The sequence below is a fragment of the Ruegeria atlantica genome, assembly GCF_013033965.1.
Lineage (GTDB): Bacteria > Pseudomonadota > Alphaproteobacteria > Rhodobacterales > Rhodobacteraceae > Ruegeria > Ruegeria atlantica_D.
In genome coordinates, this window is sequence record NZ_WQFE01000006.1 from 25263 (window position 1) to 41122 (window position 15860).

Sequence of the window (15860 nt, forward strand, 5' to 3'; positions counted from 1 at the left end):
ATATGCCGCCGACAGAGCGCGTAACCGTCTTATTAGGCGTTGTTTTTTTGCAGCTGACTTGCGCGCTGATTGAAATGATATTCTCTTGATCTTCACGTAGCGCAATTGAGGCAGAGTCCATATGAAAAACATCTCAGACCCTATGACCCGCGTTCTTGTCGTGGTTGCGCCCGGCTTTAATTTGGCCGCTACAATGGGATTTATTGATCCGTTTCGTGCGGCCAACTATCTGGATGGCACGCTCTATTTCAAATGGGACTTTGTGTCCGAGGATGGCGGCTATTGTATCGCGAGCAATGGGGCCGGGATAAATACGGTGGCGCTTGGCGATGTCGATGCAGCCGATATCGTGGTGGTTTCAACAAGCTGGACGCCTGAAAAGCACGTGACCCAGAAAACAGGTAACGCTCTGCGACAGTGGGCGCGTGGCGGTGCCACGTTAGGTGGGCTGGACACCGGAGCATTCATCTTGGCGCGGGCCGGACTGCTGAAGGGGTGCCGGGCGACCGTTCACTACGAACATATTGACGCTTTTCAGGAGCTTTACCCTGATGTCAACGTTGTCGAAAACCTGTTCGTGCTGGATGGAAACCGGATTTCCTGTTGTGGTGGCAGCGCCTCAGGGGATTTTGGATTGCAGATTGTGCAGGGCGTTTACGGCAGCGCTCTGGCAAATGCGGCTGCCAGATACATCTTTCACGATCGCCTTAGAGGACCTTCGGACCTGCAGCAGCCAGAACACAGCGAACCTTTGGGCTCAACGGTTCCTGCCAAGCTAAGGGCGGCCATTCAGGAGATGGAAGCCAATCTGGAAAATCCGATACCTGTGCCCGAGATTTGCAAGAAGGCTGGAATATCCCACCGTCAGTTGGACCGATTGTTTGGAACCTACATCAAGAAAACGCCCGCCCTGTATTACCGGGATATCCGTCTGGACCGGGCGCGGGGCTTGGTAACGCAGACGGAACTGCCTATTGCCGAAGTGGCTGTCGCATCCGGATTTGCCAGCCAGGTGCATTTCAGCCGTGCGTATAAAGAGCGGTTCGGGTTACCGCCGACCCGCGACAGGGTGGATGGTCGGGTGCCGTTTGAGTTTCGGGCATGGCCGATGCACCGCAAATCCAAGGGATAAACATGGGTTATTTCCGATTGGCGCAAAATGTAAAAAAAGTGGCGAAAAAAGTTAAGAAAACATGCGAAAATGGTCTGACTATTGACGCCGAGAGCCAGCCAATGGGTCGTTGTTTACCCCCGAGCCGTGGAGTTGCCGATGCGCGATCTGCCGTCAAAAGACCAATTCAAACGGATATCCGAAGGTTTCAGTCCAGATCCTTTCAACACGAACTCTTTGAAGGCCGAAGCCTATGTTGACCCTGCGTGGAATCAGGTCGACCTAAAAGAAATCATCGCAAAGACCTGGCAATGGGTGTGTCATGTCGAAAAACTTCGCGCGCCCGGATCTTATGTTACGGTCGAGATTGCTGGCCGTTCCATTGCGGTTGTGCGTGACCGAGAAGGCGAACTGCGCGCTTTTTATAACGTCTGCAAGCATCGGGCACATCATTTGCTGACCGGTGAAGGCCAGACAACGCGGATCATGTGTCCCTACCACGCGTGGGTTTACAAATTGGATGGTCAGCTTGTTCGCGCGCCCGAGACCGAGAATCTGTCTAGTTTCAACACCAAGGACATTTGTCTGGATCAGGTGCAGGTCGAAGAGTTCGCGGGCTTTATTTACGTCAACCTCGATCCATCTGCGCGCCCGTTGCGCGAGATGTCCGGAGAACTTGAGACGGAAATACGTCATTGGGCCCCGGATATCGAAAAACTGACTTTTGGCCATCGCCTGACCTATGACATCAAGTCCAATTGGAAGAACGTGGTCGACAACTTCCTTGAATGCTACCACTGCCCGACTGCGCATAAAGACTTCTGCGACTTGGTGGATATGGACACCTACAAGGTGACGACATACGGCATCTATTCCAGCCATATGGCCGAGGCAGGAAAGGGTGCGAACACCGCCTACGACGTCTCGAATGCAACAGTTCGTACCCACGCGGTCTGGTGGTTGTGGCCTACAACCTGCCTGATGCGTTACCCGGGACGGTCCTCGATGATCGTTCTGAACATAATCCCCATCGGTCCCGACCGGACGCTTGAGACCTATGACTTCTTCCTTGAGACCCCAGAGCCGGACGAAGCAGAGCTTGAAGCGATCCGCTATCTGGATGAGGTACTGCAACGTGAAGACATCGACATCGTCGAAAGCGTTCAGCGGGGGATGAGCACACCTGCGTTCACGCAAGGGCGTATCGTGCATGACCCGAACGGCTCGGGCAAATCCGAGCACGCTGTGCATCATTTCCACGGTTTGGTTTTGGATGCATACGCAAAGGCGGCCCCGTGACACGGCCCAACATTGTAGTGGTCATGGCAGACCAACTGGCGCCGCATTTCTGTGGGGCATACGGTCATCCGACGGTCAAAACTCCACACATTGATGCGCTTGCGGCGCGCGGCACGCGGTTTGATGCCGCCTATTGCAACTCACCCCTGTGTGCTCCATCGCGCTTCGCCTTTATGTCTGGCCAATTGATTAGTCGGATCGCGGCCTATGACAACGCCAGCGAGTTCCGGGCCTCAGTTCCTACTTTCGCGCACTATCTGACGGCGTTGGGGTATCGCACATGTTTGTCTGGCAAAATGCACTTTATCGGTCCAGACCAAAAACACGGATTTCAGGATCGTGTCACGACGGACATCTATCCCGCCGATTTCGCCTGGACCCCAGATTGGGAGGCTCCGGACGAACGAATCGACAAATGGTATCACAACATGCAAACGGTCAAGGAAAGCGGTCAAGCCATTGCGACCTTTCAGACCGACTATGATGATGAGGTCGAATTTGCCGCGCGCCGCTGGTTAATCGACAGGGGCAGGGACTGCGCTGGAGGGGACAATGCGCCTTTCTGTTTGGTGGCAAGTTTTATCCACCCGCATGATCCTTATGTGGCCAAACAGGAATGGTGGAACCTCTATTCAGACGCAGATGTGCCGATGCCAGAGTTTTCCTTGACGCCCGAACAGCAGGACCCGTTTTCACGCCGTGTGATGGACGGGATTGAGGCGAGTTATGTTCCTCTGACCGAAGAAGAAGTTGGCCGGGCCCGCCGCGCCTATCTTGCCAATGTCAGCTATTTCGACAGCAAGGTTGGCGCGATGGTCAAAGCACTGGAAGATATCAGAGAGCTGGACAACACCGTTGTCATCGTCACGGCTGATCATGGCGATATGTTGGGTGAGCGCGGCCTGTGGTACAAAATGAACTTCTTCGAACACTCGGCCCGAGTGCCCTTGATAATGGCCGGTCCGGGCATAGTGCGGAGCAATGCGCCAAACGCCTGTTCGCTGCTGGATTTGTTGCCCACATTTGTGGAAATCGCTGGTGGCACGGACGAGATCTATGGCGAGCCGGTCGACGGTCGATCTCTGATGCCGTTAGCCCGTGGGGAACCCGATCCGACGGACGAAGCGATTGGCGAATACTGCGCCGAGATGACGCCGTATCCGGTTTTCATGATCCGACGCGGGTCGCTGAAGTACATCCATTGCGACCCGGATCCACCACAACTTTATGACCTGACCGCCGATCCGCTGGAAAAAACAAATCTCGCCGATGATCCGGCGTATGCAGATCAGGTAGCCGCGTTTGCTAAGGAAGTCGAGCAAAGGTGGGACAGCGAAAAGTTGCGCGCCGACGTTATCACAACACAGAAATCTCGCCGCGCACTGCACGCCGCAATAGAGGCAGGCGCTGGTGAGGCCTGGGATTACAGCCCGCCGCGAGATGCATCGCAGGAATATGTGCGCAACCATTTGGACTGGACTGTGGCGGCAACCCGCTATCGCTATCCGCCGTTGAAGGAGAATGACGAATGAAGCTGGAAGGCAAAACTGCTTTAGTGACCGGAGGTCGCGGTGGCATCGGGCGCGCCATCGTTTCCCGCTTTCTGCGCGAGGGCGCGCGCGTCTATGCCGCGGACCTGACACCCGAAGGATCTTTGGCGAGGCATGACGATGACGGTAGCATTTTTGTAAAGCTCGACGTTACGCAAGAAGCAGACGCAGTTGCTGCGTTGGAGCAGGTCGCTAGTGAAGCAGGGCAGTTGGACATCCTTGTAAACGCGGCTGGGACTGAGATCGAGAAAACTATCGAAGAGACGTCGCTTGAAGAATGGAATCTATCCTTCGCGGTCAATGTGACAGGCACGTTTTTGGCCTCGAAACACAGCCTGCCACTGATGCGCAAGGCGGCTGCGTCCGGAGCATCAGCCTCAATCATCAATTTTGGCAGCTACGACGGATTCATCGCCGATCCCGGCCTTGCGGCCTATTGCGCAACCAAGGGCGCGGTGCACGCTTTGACCAGAGCAATGGCCTGTGACCACGGACCCGAAGGCATCCGTGTGAACGCGATCTGCCCTGGCTATGTCGATACACCCATGCTGCAGAGTTTCTTCACCGGCGACGGGTCAGGCGCGGGCGGCAAGTCGATTGATCAGCTGCAGCAAGCAGTGCGTGACGTGCACCCGATGCGTACTTTTGGTACGCCGGAAGACATCGCTAATCTGGTGAATTGGCTGGCTTCGGACGAGGCGCGCTATGCCAGCGGGCAGCTTTGGGTTCTTGACGGAGGACTGAGCGCGCAAGTTCAGCAAATGAAGTTGTGATGGTGGTGCTCTGATGCGGTTGGCTGGCAAAAGAGCGTTGGTCACCGGTGGTCGGCAAGGGATCGGGCGCGGGATTGTTGAAGCGTTTCGACGAGAAGGCGCAGCGGTTACCACCTGCGGTCGCGGGCCAAGGCCCGACAATCTGCCTGACGATGTTATCTGGTATCCGCTGGATGTCGCAGACGCGGACGCAGTCGAAAAGCTGGCCTCAGCGACCGACGGAACAGACATCCTTGTCAACAATGCAGGTGTTCAGGTCGAAAATACTGTGGCCAATAGTACAGATGCCGACTGGGAGGCCGTGATCGGCACAAATTGCCGCGGTGTGTTCAACCTTTGCCGTGCCTACGTCCCGCGGATGCCCGAGGGGAGCTCGATCATTAACATTGGGTCGATCTCTGGCCGGGTCGCAGACCCGTCGATGGCGCTTTATAACGCCTCCAAGGCGTTTGTTCACGGATTGACGCGGTCAATTGCCGTCGACCATGGCCCCAAAATCCGGTGCAATGCGATTTGCCCCGGTTGGATTGAGACCGGGATGCTGGATGCGGGGTTTGAATTGGCGTCAGATCCGGCTGCGGCCCGAGAGGATGCCTTGGCGCGACATGCAGTGCGCCGCTTTGGCCGGCCCGAAGACATTGCTAGCATGGCCGTTTGGTTAGCCTCAGATGAGGCTGCGTTTGCAACCGGCCAATTATTCACAGTGGATGGCGGAATGACGGCTGCTTCGCCATTAAATCCGGGATTGTTTTGATGGATGCACAACACACTGCCTGCCTTGGCGGAGGCGTGATCGGTGCCAGCTGGGCCGCGTTGTTTCTGGCCTCGGGCCGTTCGGTGGCGATGTTTGATCCGGATCCGGACATTGAAGTGAAAGTGCGCGCGTATATCGAAACCGCATGGCCAGCATTAATTGAACTGGGGCTGGCAGATAGAGGGACACCGGATGCGATTACATTCTGCCGCGACGCTGCCAGCGCTGTCGAAGGCGCAGGATTTGTGCAGGAAAACGTGCCGGAGCGCCTGAACATAAAACACGCGATTTTTGCCGAGATTGAACCCGTGCTGGCCCCCGAGGCCATCGTTGCCAGTTCCGCCTCTGGGTTGACGCTCGGTCAGATGCAACCGGGATGGAAGAATCCTGCACGCTTTGTTCTGGGTCACCCATTCAACCCGCCGCATCTGATCCCGCTGGTCGAAGTTCTGGGGAATGACAAAACTGTGGACGGAGTTGTTGAGGCGACGCAAGCGTTCTATGAAAACCTTGGTAAGACGACGATCCGCGTGAACAAAGAATTACCTGGCCACGTGGCCAATCGTTTGCAAGCCGCAATCTGGCGCGAAGCGATCCATCTGGCGACAACGGGCGTTGCCTCAGTCGAAGATGTTGACAAGGCCGTCTGGGCAGGTCCCGGTTTACGCTGGGCCGCGATGGGTCCGACAATGCTGTTCAACCTTGGCGCCGGCGAAGGCGGGCTTCAGACCTTTTGCGATCACTTTACCGAAACGTTCAACGGCTGGTGGGAAGATTTGGGAGATGTCTACCTGACAGAGGACGTGACCCGGCAATTGGTGAACGGCGTCAAATCCGAAGCACGTGGACGTACACCGGCCGAGTTGTCGCAGCAACGCGACGCCTTGATCGTAGCCTTGCAAAAATCCGTTGCAGGTTTGCGTTGACGACTGCTGTCCGCTGAACGGTTTGGAACGACCGAAGCCGATCTGGTCAGCCGCTTTCGCCTAAAACCTTGATTGCGCCCAGCAACCGCGCGATTTCCTGTTCCGTGTTGTAGTGACAAAAAGAAATTCGGATACAATCCGACAGGCCAAGCGGAGTGAGAACGTTGCCGGAATAGTGGTCGGCCTTTCGCGTGTGTGTCCGAATGCCCTGTTGGTTCAAGATTTCAACCACATCTTCTGAGGCATGACCCTCGACCACAATCGATACCAGCCCCTCACGCGCCGGGTTGTCTGCGCCTGCCAGAATGGTCACGTGATCCATATCGCGCAGCCCCGGAAGATTGCCTGTGCCATTGATGGCGGTATTGGTCAGGTGGGTCTCATAGGCCTGAATGGCAAGGCCTGCAGCCTCGATCCTTTTGCGCGGCTCGGTCTCGCCCGAGACTTCGCCACCTAACCAGTCAAAATATGTCACGACATCCGATACAGTTGCATAAGATCCCGCGTCACGGGTTCCGAACTCCCACCCGGTTGCGGGTGCATCGATCAGCATATCATGGGGCAATTCGCTGAGTTTGTCAGAAATCCAGGCGATGCCATATCCATGACGTGAAAATACTTTGTAGGGCGAGATTGCGTATCCGTCGATGTCGTAGGCATCCAGGTCCAACTGCCCGTGGGCCGCATGCTGAATACCATCGACGATGATCAAACAGTCCGGTGCCACAGCACGGATCGCCGTAGAAATTGCGGCCACGTCCATGCCCATGCCTGTCACGGGCGATGCATGCAGGATCGTTGCCACCGCCACATCTGGCGTCATCAGCGCGGCATAATCCCCGGCTGTAACCAGTCCGGTATCGTTGTTGTGGGGCACATTCACGTAATCCAGCCCCGCAATTTCAGCCCAGCGGTGTGCCGCGCTGCGTGTCGCGGGATGTTCGATGGACGAACCGATTACTTTCGACCCCTTCGGCGCGACAAGACAAGCGGTGCGGATCATGCGAAAAAGCAGCTCGGTTCCGCTTTCGCCTGCAAAGAACTGACCGGAGGATGCATTCATGAACACGGCCAGGTCGTCCTTGGCCTTATTGATTACACCATGGGTTCCCTGACCCGCCGGATTTATGCGCCCGGGATTGTCCGGGATTGCCGCATAAAAGGCCGAGGTCTCAGCGACAGATTTCAAAGTCAGTGCTCCGCCCGCATTTTCGAAGAAAATCCGTTCGCCTTGAAAGGGGCAGGCGCTGACATGGGCAAAGCGGTCGCGGATGGCGTCGATGAGTGCGGGGTTGTTTTGGATCATAGATTTGTCCTGTGCATAGTCATCGGGCGGTTCATGAACGAGCGGCAGAGTTTGGTCACCGCGATAGGGCTGTGTTCGGAAAACCGCCGAAAACGTCATCGAAGGTTCCGCGACCTGAATTGATCAAGCCGTATGCTGCCATCCTGTCAAGCAACAGCTCGGCGTGATTGGGCAGTACCGTCGTATAGTGTCGCTATCGGACTATTCAGTTACAAAATTCTGCGCTTTTGAAGGGGTGATACAATTGAGAATGGTGTCTTCTGTTGGGTTGATTGCATGATGAAGAACACGATGGGCATCGTGATCGTTTTTCATACTCTCGACAAAGGTTTTAGTCGGTTTGTGACAACTCTCCACAGGATGAGTTTACCCATGACTGAACATATTTTGATTGTTGAGAAACGCTATAAACTGAAGATAATAATAAGAATTTTGAAAAAAATCTCTCCCGATTTTGTCAATTACTAAAAATTTAGTTTGACAGATGTGCAGAAAATCGCTGATGCTACCTGCTATCCGGTTCGCGCCGGAAAACCATACACTTTGGGAGGAGACAGATGCGGAGACATCTACTTTCCGCAGTGGCGGCGGCTGCCGTCATTGCGGGGCACGGTCCCGTTTGGGCCGACGAAGCCGCAGCACAACGCTGGATCGATGACGAGTTTCAGCCATCGACCCTGTCGAAAGACGAACAGATGGCCGAGATGCAGTGGTTCATCGAAGCCGCACAGCCTTACGCTGGCATGGAAATCAACGTCCTGTCCGAAGGCATCCCGACACACTCCTACGAATCCGAGGTTCTGACCAAGGCGTTCGAGGAAATCACCGGCATCAAGGTCAATCACCAGATCCTTGGCGAAGGCGAAGTGGTTCAGGCCGTTCAGACGCAACTTCAGACAGGTCGGAACCTGTATGATGGCTATGTGAACGACAGTGACCTGATCGGCACCCACTCGCGCTTGCAACTGGCTTATCCGCTGACCGACATGATGGGCGGCGATTGGGCGGCGACGACATCGCCGACGCTGGATCTGGATGACTTCATGGGCATTCAGTTTACCACCGGTCCGGATGGCAAGCTGTATCAGCTGCCTGACCAGCAGTTCGCCAACCTCTACTGGTTCCGCAAAGACTGGTTCGATGACGAAGCCAACAAAGCCGCGTTTAAAGAAAAATACGGCTATGACCTTGGCGTCCCGGTCAACTGGTCCGCATACGAAGACATCGCCGAATTCTTCACCAATGATGTGAAGGAAGTCGATGGCACCACGATCTATGGCCACATGGATTACGGCAAGCGCGCGCCTGACCTTGGCTGGCGTATGACCGACGCCTGGCTGTCGATGGCCGGTGCCGGTGACGTGGGTGAGCCGAACGGCGTTCCTGTCGACGAATGGGGCATCCGCATGGAAGCGGGCACCTGTAACCCGGTTGGTGCGTCCGTGTCTCGTGGTGGTGCTGCCAACGGTCCGGCTGCGGTCTATGCGATCCGCAAATGGGATGAATGGCTGCGGGCCTATGCGCCTCCGGGTGCTGCGTCTTATGACTTCTACCAGTCGCTGCCGGCGCTCAGCCAGGGCAACGTGGCCCAGCAGATCTTCTGGTACACCGCCTTTACCGCTGACATGGTGAAGCCGAAGTCCGAAGGCAATAACACCGTGGATGACGAGGGCACGCCGCTATGGCGTATGGCGCCCAGCCCGCATGGCCCTTACTGGGAAGAAGGCCAGAAGGTTGGTTATCAGGACGTGGGTTCCTGGACCTTCCTGAAATCGACCCCGGCGGATCGTGCCCAGGCCGCGTGGCTGTACGCTCAGTTCGTGACGTCCAAGACTGTCGACGTGAAGAAGTCCCATGTGGGTCTGACCTTCATCCGCGACAGCTCGGTCAACCACGAGTCGTTCACCGAACGCGCACCCAAGCTGGGTGGTCTGGTCGAGTTCTACCGCTCGCCTGATCGCGTGGCATGGTCGCCTACCGGCATCAACGTGCCTGACTATCCGAAGCTGGCCCAGATCTGGTGGCAGCAGATTGGTGACGTGAACTCGGGCGCCTTCACCCCGCAAGAGGCGATGGATCGTCTGGCTGAAGAGATGGACATTACCATGGCCCGTATGCAGGCCGCGGATGAAAGCGCCGGTGTCTACGGAGGCTGCGGCCCACGCCTGAACGAGCCGCAGGATCCTGCCTTCTGGTTGGAAAAAGCGGGCTCGCCTAAGGCCAAGCTTGAGAACGAAAAGCCGCAAGGCCAGACCGTCAACTATGACGAACTGGTTCAGCGTTGGCAGTCTCAGTAAGCCAGTGAAACCCGGGGGTGCCGCGTCAGGCACCCCCACCTCAAGACCAGTGCGACGCACTGAAGGACCGGAACCCACGGACATGATCGAACTACAAGACGCGACCAAACGGGTCGGTAACGTCATCCATATTAAGCCCACGAGCCTGACACTGCAGACCGGCCATTTCAACGTGCTGCTGGGGGCGACGGGATCGGGCAAGACCTCTCTGATCAAGATGATGGCCGGGCTGGACCCGATCGCGTCAGGTAAGGTCCTGATGGATGGGCAGGATGTGACAAAGCTGAACACGCAAAAGCGGCAGATCAGCCTGGTGCACCAGTTCTTCGTGAACTACCCCCATATGACCGTTTTCGACAATATTGCCTCGCCGCTGCGCGTGGCGGGCATGGCGAAATCCGAAATCGAAGGCCGCGTGGAAGAGGCCGCCGATCTGCTGCAACTGCGTCCAATGCTGCACCGTCGCCCGCATGAGTTGTCGGGCGGGCAGCAACAACGTACAGCGCTGGCCCGTGCTATTGCGAAAGAGAGCCGCGCCGTGTTCCTCGACGAACCGCTGGCCAACCTCGACTACAAGCTGCGCGAAGAACTGCGTGAGCAACTGCCCGATCTGTTCGCCGGTCGAGGAGCTGTGGTGGTTTACGCCACCTCGGAACCCGAAGAGGCGCTGTTGCTGGGCGGCAATACCGCACTGATGGAAGATGGCCGTGTCACCCAGTTCGGTCCAACCGCCGATATCTATCGCAATCCGGAGAACCTTGCCGCCGCGCGCGTGTTTTCTGACCCTCCGATCAACGTTGCAAATGTCACTGTCTCTGGCACACAAGCGCAGCTTGCAGGTGGTGGTGGCTGGGCAGTCACCAATATGTCGGACGGTGAATACACAGTTGCAATTCGCCCGCATCGCGTGACGCCATTCCGCACCTCGGAGGCAGATGTGGAACTGACCGGCCGTGTGATCGTGACCGAGCTATCCGGATCGGATTCCAGCGCACACTTTCAGCATGGAGGCGATGCCTGGGTCTCGCTGGCCGCAGGTGTTCACCCGTATCAGGTGGGCGAGGACCATAGTTTTTACATGAACCCGGTCCATTGCCGGTATTTCGGCCAAGACGGCAAAAGGGTGGCCTGACATGGCGCAGATCAAGCTTTCAAACCTAAAACACAGCTACATGCCGACGCCGGCTGGCCCGGAAGACTATGCGCTGAAAGAAATCGACGTGACCTGGCGCGACGGTGGTGCCTACGCGCTGCTGGGACCTTCGGGTTGTGGCAAGTCGACGTTGCTCAACATCATTTCGGGCCTGCTAACGCCTTCGGAAGGGCAGATTCTATTTGATAACCACGACGTGACAGCGCTGCCCCCTGATCAGCGCAACATCGCGCAGGTGTTCCAGTTTCCGGTGATCTACGACACGATGACCGTAGGCGAAAACCTGGCCTTTCCCTTGAAGAACCGGGGTGTCGATCCGGCGACCATCAAACGTCGCGTGGATGAGATTGCCGAGATGTTGGATGTCACCGATATGCTCGGCACCAAGGCCTCGGGGCTGAGCCCGGACAACAAGCAGAAGATCTCGATGGGGCGCGGTTTGGTCCGCGACGACGTGAACGCGGTGATGTTTGATGAGCCGCTGACCGTGATCGACCCGCATCTGAAATGGAAGCTGCGGTCCAAGTTGAAAGAACTACACCAACGCGTGCAGGCCACAATGATCTATGTAACCCACGACCAGACCGAGGCATTGACCTTTGCTGATGAAGTCGTGGTGATGCAGGAAGGTGAAGTGGTTCAAATCGGCACCCCGGTCGAACTGTTCGAGCGTCCCCAGCATACCTTTGTCGGCCATTTCATCGGCTCGCCCGGCATGAACGTCCTTCCCTGCCAGGCCAAAGGTGACCGCGCAGTTTTCGAAGGTCACGAGGTAGTGCTGGAAGGGTCAACTCACGGCGACGGAGGCCGTACAGATCTTGGAATCCGCCCGGAATACATCGGCTTTGGCGACACAGGCATTCCCGCGCATGTCACCAAGGTTTCTGACATCGGTCGCCACTATGTGGTCAGCGCGATGGTCGGCAACACCGCCCTCAAGGTCGTGACCGAACACAGCGTGCCCGAGCCGGGGTCAGAAGTATTCCTGCAATTCAAACCCGAACAATCCCGCGTCTATCGCGACGGCTGGATCGCAACCAAGGAGCGGGCGCAATGAGAACCGAAAACCAAAAAGCCTGGTTCTTTGTCCTGCCGGTTCTGGCGCTGGTCGCATTCAACGCGCTGGTGCCGATGATGACGGTGGTCAACTATTCGGTGCAGGAAACCTTTGGCAACAACCAGTTCTTCTGGGAAGGGCTGGGCTGGTTTGAGCAAATCCTGCGCTCGGATCGCTTTCAGGCCGCGCTAGGACGGCAATTCCTGTTCACCTTCCTGATCCTGCTGATCGAGGTACCGCTAGGCATCATCGTCGCCTTGTCGATGCCTCGCAAAGGCTTCTGGGTCCCGGTCTGTCTGGTTCTGATGGCCCTGCCGATGCTGATCCCGTGGAACGTGGTCGGGTCGATGTGGAACATCTTCACCCTGCCCAAGATCGGCCTGCTGGGGTACTTTCTGAACGACGTGCTGGGTATCAACTACGACATGACGCAACAGCCTTTGTCCGCCTGGATCACCGTCGTAGTCATGGACGTTTGGCACTGGACCTCGCTTGTCGTGCTGCTGTGCTATGCGGGTCTCGTGTCGATCCCCGATGCCTATTATCAGGCTGCCAAAATCGATGGTGCCAGCCCCTGGTCGGTGTTCCGCTATATCCAACTACCCAAGATGAAGACGGTTTTGACCATCGCCGTACTGCTGCGGTTCATGGACAGTTTCAATATCTATACCGAGCCCTTCGTTCTGACCGGCGGTGGCCCCGGTAACTCCACCACCTTGCTTTCGATTGACCTTGTGAAGATCGCACTTGGACAGTTCGACCTTGGTCCTGCCGCTGCGATGAGCCTGATCTACTTCGCCATCACGCTGCTGGTTTCCTGGGTCTTCTACACTCTGATGACAAAGGATGACGCGCAATGAAGAAGCGGTCCCTTATCCCGATCCTCTATATCGCGTTCCTGATGCTGCCGATCTACTGGCTGGTCGCGATGTCCTTCAAGACAACGAATGAGATCCTGTCGGGCTTTTCCCTGTTCCCCCAGACTTTTACGCTGGAAAACTACGTCACGATCTTCACGGACCCGACGTGGTATTGGGGCTACATCAATTCGATAGCTTACGTGACGATTAACACAGTGCTATCGGTGTGTGTTGCCTTGCCAGCCGCTTATGCGTTCTCGCGCTATCGGTTTCTTGGCGACAAGCAGTTGTTCTTCTGGCTGCTGACCAACCGGATGGCCCCGGCTGCGGTCTTCGCGCTGCCATTCTTCCAGCTCTATTCCTCCATCGGTCTGTTCGACACCTATCTGGCTGTGGCTCTGGCTCATACATTGTTCAACGTACCGCTGGCGGTGTGGATCCTGGAAGGTTTCATGCGCGGGATCCCCAAAGAACTGGATGAGACCGCCTACGTGGATGGTTACTCGTTCCCACGCTTCTTCGTGACCATCTTTCTGCCAAACATCAAAGCGGGCGTTGGCGTTGCGGCCTTCTTCTGCTTCATGTTCTCGTGGGTAGAAATGCTGCTGGCAAAAACACTGACCGCGGTTGAGGCCAAGCCCATCGCCGCCGTTATGACCCGAACCGCCTCAAGCGCGGGGTACGAACTGGGGCTGCTGGCCGCTGCCGGCACCCTGACAATCATCCCTGGCGCCATCGTCATCTGGTTTGTTCGCAACTACATCGCGCGTGGGTTCGCGATGGGCCGTGTGTGAGGTTCGATATGCGTAAACTTCTTCTCATCCTCCCCCTCCTACCTACGACGGCCTTTGCTCAGGCTCAGACCGGGTGGGGCAACGTCGGTCAACAAGAGGAAAAGGGATTTTCCTGGACCGACCCTCTGTGGCCCGATTTCTGGATGGCCTGGACGCCCGCGACACTTGCAGTTTTCGTTGGGATATTCTCCGCCATCGCGCTGATTGGTATTCTGGAAGGCTTCAAGTATCGCGACGGGATTGAGCGGCGCGGCGTGCTGGGTCTGACGACTACGCTCGGCGACCGTCTGTTTATCACGCTTCTGGGTTCGGCCTATATCTTTTTGGCCTGGCTCGGGCTGGTTGGTCAGCCGGTTTGGATGCCGCTGTTTCTGTCCATAGGCTGGGGCATCTTCGTCTTCTGGAAAGTTTAGGCTTTGCGAAATACAGAAAGGATGCTTGTCTGTCAGGCATACTAAAAATGGCGACACCGAGACTGATGCGAAAGAAAAAAACAACAAACCTGCTGACCGAAGTGGAACTTGAGTTCATGAACGAGCTCTGGGCGCTGGGTCAGGGCTCGGTCCGTGATGTCCTTGATCGCCTGCCACCTGATCGCAATCTGGCCTACACATCCGGCGCTACAATTCTGCGCATTCTCGATGACAAGGGATTTGTGGAAAGCGAAAAGAACGGCAAAACACTGATTTATAGACCACTTCTGGAAAAAGACAGGTATCAGTCGCGTTCGCTGCAAAATCTGTCCCGGACGTTGTTCGACGACACTCCCGCAACTTTGGTTGCGCGCCTGGTCGACGATGCGGGGCTGACAGAAGATGATCTGGAGGAAATTCGAGCACTGGTAGAGAGGAGACTGCAAAATGACGGCGGTTAAACCGGTTCTCGATGCTTTTCTCGAGTTTAATGTCGTGCTCGGATTGTCGGCACTTATCTGGCTGGCGGTTCGCACCGTGTTGGCGGGATCATCGATGCGATATGGATTTATCGCGCAACTTCGATCTCTCAAAGCACTTTGCATCTGCGTTATGCTGAGCCCGGTTCTGGCGGTAGGGGTATCAACCTTAGTCAGTTTCCTTTGGCCGGGGCGCGCAGTCGCATTGGGGGATATTGCTGTCGCAGCCTACCTACGCGGTGACATCGCCATGCCCGCCGCGCAATTCGAAACCCTGTTGAACACGCGCGAACGTTGGCTCGATCACGTTCTTTCCGGTTCTTCTTTCATAGTGAATTGCGTGTTCATTGCATTCGTTCTGGTGTCTGTAATTCTGACAATTCGGGTGCTGCGGGATGCGTGGGCTATTCGCAAGGCCGTGAGGTCCAGCTTTCTTTGGCGGCAATCACCCAAAGTGGACATTCGTTTGTCAGACCGGATAACCGTGCCCTTCGCCGTACGAGGCCTGCGTCGCCGTCATGTTGTCTTGCCCAGTCACCTGCTGAATACACCACGCGAATTGCGGTTTGCGCTGGCACACGAGTTTCAGCACATCCGTGCTATGGATGTTGAATGGGAATTGGGCTTTGAGCTTATGCGCCCACTTTTATTCTGGAACCCGGCATATTTGGTCATTAAGCACCAGTTTGACCGGCTACGCGAGTTGGCCTGTGACCAGTCTGTTGTCTCACGCAAGGGTATAGACGCCAAAGACTATACGGCCTGTTTGCTGGACTACTGTTCGCGATCCCTCACCATGAATTGCCCACGTATTTTGCATGTTGCTTTGGTCAATGGAACTAAGGCAAAGGATGTCTTGCGTCTGCGCGTGATTGCCCTGACCGAGGCACAGGCAACATCTCATCCTCTGCCTGCTGTATTCCTTGGGCTGACACTGTCTTTGGCAACAGTTCTTGCCATAGGCTCGGCTTCAGTGCGTCAAACGCAGGATTGGAGCCACGATCGTTTGATGCTTTCGACAGTTGTCAATCTGGAACGACTTGAGGCGCGCACTCAGGGAAATTGACAAGCGACGGCGTCCGGGTTTT

Annotated in this window: 15 protein-coding genes; 14 read left to right on the plus strand and 1 reads right to left on the minus strand. The window is 56.2% G+C overall.

From position 1 onward, the window contains the following. Positions 1-121 precede the first annotated feature (121 nt). From GOW16_RS12420 to GOW16_RS12445, 6 genes are all read left to right on the plus strand, one after another. A complete protein-coding gene (locus GOW16_RS12420; RefSeq protein WP_170415396.1) occupies positions 122-1132 on the plus strand; it encodes a GlxA family transcriptional regulator in 1011 nt (336 codons plus the stop codon). Positions 1133-1270: 138 nt separating this feature from the next. Further along, on the plus strand, positions 1271-2410 hold the full coding sequence (locus GOW16_RS12425) for an aromatic ring-hydroxylating oxygenase subunit alpha (protein ID WP_170415398.1): 1140 nt from the start codon (positions 1271-1273) through the stop codon (positions 2408-2410). Further along, complete coding sequence (betC, locus tag GOW16_RS12430; RefSeq protein ID WP_170415400.1) at positions 2407-3942, plus strand: choline-sulfatase; 1536 nt, start codon at positions 2407-2409, stop codon at positions 3940-3942. The genes GOW16_RS12425 and betC overlap by 4 nt, the downstream gene beginning before the upstream one ends. Continuing rightward, a complete protein-coding gene (locus GOW16_RS12435) occupies positions 3939-4733 on the plus strand; it encodes an SDR family NAD(P)-dependent oxidoreductase (protein WP_170415402.1) in 795 nt (264 codons plus the stop codon). Before betC ends, GOW16_RS12435 begins: the two co-directional genes overlap by 4 nt. Before the next feature lie 13 nt (positions 4734-4746). After that, on the plus strand, positions 4747-5487 hold the full coding sequence (locus tag GOW16_RS12440) for an SDR family NAD(P)-dependent oxidoreductase (protein ID WP_170415404.1): 741 nt from the start codon (positions 4747-4749) through the stop codon (positions 5485-5487). Beyond that, complete coding sequence (locus GOW16_RS12445) at positions 5487-6413, plus strand: 3-hydroxyacyl-CoA dehydrogenase NAD-binding domain-containing protein (protein WP_170415407.1); 927 nt, start codon at positions 5487-5489, stop codon at positions 6411-6413. The genes GOW16_RS12440 and GOW16_RS12445 overlap by 1 nt, the downstream gene beginning before the upstream one ends. 46 nt (positions 6414-6459) lie before the next feature. On the opposite strand, the gene GOW16_RS12450 is transcribed toward GOW16_RS12445, so the two are convergent. Then, positions 6460-7719 (minus strand): aminotransferase class V-fold PLP-dependent enzyme, encoded by a 1260-nt coding sequence (locus GOW16_RS12450; protein ID WP_170415409.1) that lies wholly within the window; start codon positions 7717-7719, stop codon positions 6460-6462. A 557-nt stretch (positions 7720-8276) separates the two neighbouring features. Between GOW16_RS12450 and GOW16_RS12455 the strand changes: the two genes are divergently transcribed. The 8 genes from GOW16_RS12455 (at position 8277) to GOW16_RS12490 (ending at position 15838) form a co-directional block, all read left to right on the plus strand. Next, positions 8277-10016 carry an ABC transporter substrate-binding protein gene (locus tag GOW16_RS12455; RefSeq protein WP_170415411.1) on the plus strand — a complete coding sequence of 580 codons (1740 nt, stop codon included), beginning with the start codon at positions 8277-8279 and terminating at the stop codon, positions 10014-10016. Between the two features lie 82 nt (positions 10017-10098). Then, positions 10099-11148, plus strand: a complete 1050-nt coding sequence (locus tag GOW16_RS12460; protein ID WP_170415413.1) for an ABC transporter ATP-binding protein — start codon at positions 10099-10101, stop codon at positions 11146-11148. Between the two features lies 1 nt (position 11149). Next, positions 11150-12226, plus strand: coding sequence for an ABC transporter ATP-binding protein (locus tag GOW16_RS12465; protein WP_170415415.1), 1077 nt, complete (start codon positions 11150-11152; stop codon positions 12224-12226). Further along, the gene (locus GOW16_RS12470) at positions 12223-13086 is read left to right on the plus strand and encodes a carbohydrate ABC transporter permease (protein ID WP_085807799.1); all 864 of its coding nucleotides are present in this window, start codon (positions 12223-12225) and stop codon (positions 13084-13086) included. Before GOW16_RS12465 ends, GOW16_RS12470 begins: the two co-directional genes overlap by 4 nt. Next, entirely contained in the window at positions 13083-13880 is a 798-nt protein-coding gene (locus GOW16_RS12475; RefSeq protein ID WP_170415418.1) for a carbohydrate ABC transporter permease, read from the plus strand. Before GOW16_RS12470 ends, GOW16_RS12475 begins: the two co-directional genes overlap by 4 nt. A gap of 8 nt (positions 13881-13888) precedes the next feature. Beyond that, positions 13889-14293 carry a DUF2160 domain-containing protein gene (locus GOW16_RS12480; protein ID WP_170415420.1) on the plus strand — a complete coding sequence of 135 codons (405 nt, stop codon included), beginning with the start codon at positions 13889-13891 and terminating at the stop codon, positions 14291-14293. A gap of 65 nt (positions 14294-14358) precedes the next feature. Further along, a complete protein-coding gene (locus GOW16_RS12485; protein ID WP_170415422.1) occupies positions 14359-14754 on the plus strand; it encodes a BlaI/MecI/CopY family transcriptional regulator in 396 nt (131 codons plus the stop codon). Beyond that, positions 14741-15838 carry a M56 family metallopeptidase gene (locus GOW16_RS12490; protein ID WP_170415424.1) on the plus strand — a complete coding sequence of 366 codons (1098 nt, stop codon included), beginning with the start codon at positions 14741-14743 and terminating at the stop codon, positions 15836-15838. Before GOW16_RS12485 ends, GOW16_RS12490 begins: the two co-directional genes overlap by 14 nt. Positions 15839-15860 lie beyond the last annotated feature (22 nt).

What these genes read in the sequence shown, in the direction of transcription:
- GOW16_RS12420 (WP_170415396.1), top strand. Translation starts at nt 122, where the DNA reads ATGAAAAACATCTCAGACCCTATGACCCGCGTTCTTGTCGTGGTTGCG.
- GOW16_RS12425 (WP_170415398.1), top strand. Translation starts at nt 1,271, where the DNA reads ATGCGCGATCTGCCGTCAAAAGACCAATTCAAACGGATATCCGAAGGT.
- GOW16_RS12435 (WP_170415402.1), top strand. Translation starts at nt 3,939, where the DNA reads ATGAAGCTGGAAGGCAAAACTGCTTTAGTGACCGGAGGTCGCGGTGGC.
- GOW16_RS12440 (WP_170415404.1), top strand. Translation starts at nt 4,747, where the DNA reads ATGCGGTTGGCTGGCAAAAGAGCGTTGGTCACCGGTGGTCGGCAAGGG.
- GOW16_RS12445 (WP_170415407.1), top strand. Translation starts at nt 5,487, where the DNA reads ATGGATGCACAACACACTGCCTGCCTTGGCGGAGGCGTGATCGGTGCC.
- GOW16_RS12450 (WP_170415409.1), bottom strand. Translation starts at nt 7,719, where the DNA reads ATGATCCAAAACAACCCCGCACTCATCGACGCCATCCGCGACCGCTTT.
- GOW16_RS12455 (WP_170415411.1), top strand. Translation starts at nt 8,277, where the DNA reads ATGCGGAGACATCTACTTTCCGCAGTGGCGGCGGCTGCCGTCATTGCG.
- GOW16_RS12460 (WP_170415413.1), top strand. Translation starts at nt 10,099, where the DNA reads ATGATCGAACTACAAGACGCGACCAAACGGGTCGGTAACGTCATCCAT.
- GOW16_RS12465 (WP_170415415.1), top strand. Translation starts at nt 11,150, where the DNA reads ATGGCGCAGATCAAGCTTTCAAACCTAAAACACAGCTACATGCCGACG.
- GOW16_RS12470 (WP_085807799.1), top strand. Translation starts at nt 12,223, where the DNA reads ATGAGAACCGAAAACCAAAAAGCCTGGTTCTTTGTCCTGCCGGTTCTG.
- GOW16_RS12475 (WP_170415418.1), top strand. Translation starts at nt 13,083, where the DNA reads ATGAAGAAGCGGTCCCTTATCCCGATCCTCTATATCGCGTTCCTGATG.
- GOW16_RS12480 (WP_170415420.1), top strand. Translation starts at nt 13,889, where the DNA reads ATGCGTAAACTTCTTCTCATCCTCCCCCTCCTACCTACGACGGCCTTT.
- GOW16_RS12485 (WP_170415422.1), top strand. Translation starts at nt 14,359, where the DNA reads ATGCGAAAGAAAAAAACAACAAACCTGCTGACCGAAGTGGAACTTGAG.
- GOW16_RS12490 (WP_170415424.1), top strand. Translation starts at nt 14,741, where the DNA reads ATGACGGCGGTTAAACCGGTTCTCGATGCTTTTCTCGAGTTTAATGTC.